Origin of the sequence: Mesorhizobium caraganae (genome assembly GCF_016836705.1) — a bacterium.
Taxonomy (GTDB): domain Bacteria; phylum Pseudomonadota; class Alphaproteobacteria; order Rhizobiales; family Rhizobiaceae; genus Mesorhizobium; species Mesorhizobium caraganae.
Genome location: NZ_JAFCGY010000125.1, coordinates 1 through 477, shown reverse-complemented (window position 1 = coordinate 477; position 477 = coordinate 1). Strand labels below are relative to the sequence as shown.

The 477-nt window shown below is 71.5% G+C and carries 1 protein-coding gene; it reads right to left on the bottom strand.

Translation table 11 applies throughout. The annotated features are described in order from the left end of the window. A partial coding sequence (locus JQK88_RS35590; protein ID WP_203281259.1) for a hypothetical protein occupies positions 1-477 on the bottom strand: 477 nt, incomplete at both ends.

Below are 477 nucleotides of genomic sequence, written 5' to 3'. Positions count from 1 at the left end.
CATGTAACCGATATCGGCGCCGTCCCACTTGGCCAGGGCCAAATACACGGTGTCGCCGCGCGGACTCAGGCTGAATCCGTTGATCGCCGAACGCCGGCTCTGGTCCAGGCACAGGGCCGAGGGCGGCAGCTCCGGGGTGGCGATCCGGCGCATCAGCGACAGGCAGGTCGGCTGCTGGTCCATGTAGCGCAGGTCGCCGGTCGCGCTGGCCACGTCCCACAGCCGGTAACGGTCGGCGACCGGTTCGCTGTCGTCGATCTGGCGGATGCTGGCCGGGGTCAGGGACAGGTCGGCCTGCCACAGCCCGGCCTGGGTCTGGCGCGCGAACAGCAGGCGGCCGTGGGCGGGGTCGGCGCGGCCCTCGGATACGTCGTCGATCGCCGCCAGCAGCTTCCACGGCGAGGCGCTGCGGTCGAACAGGCTCAGCCGCAGGCGGCCGTCGCCGGCGCTGGCCAGGATCAGGATCCGGTTCGGATC